Source organism: Microvirga pakistanensis (assembly GCF_004458765.1).
GTDB lineage: Bacteria > Pseudomonadota > Alphaproteobacteria > Rhizobiales > Beijerinckiaceae > Microvirga > Microvirga pakistanensis.
In genome coordinates this window covers 1-223 of record NZ_SPJX01000609.1, presented here as the reverse complement: position 1 = coordinate 223, position 223 = coordinate 1, and the positions used below count along the sequence as shown (strand labels likewise).

Here is a 223-nt window from a genome sequence, read left to right as displayed (position 1 = left end):
GCGAGGGGCTCGACTGGGCCATGGCCGAGGCGCTTGCCTTCGGTTCGCTCCTGCTCGAAGGCCATCGCGTGCGCCTGTCCGGCCAGGATGTGGAGCGCGGCACCTTCTCTCCGCGCCACTCGGTTCTCACGGACCAGGAGAACGAGGAGCGCTACACGCCGCTCAACCACATCTCGGAAACCCAAGCCCGCTATGAGGTCATCAACTCGATGCTCTCGGAAGA

General features: G+C 65.0%; 1 protein-coding gene. It reads left to right on the top strand.

What is annotated here, in order from left to right; all coding sequences use genetic code 11:
• Positions 1 to 223 (top strand): hypothetical protein (locus E4K09_RS24065; protein WP_134500191.1); only part of this gene is annotated, 223 nt, incomplete at both ends.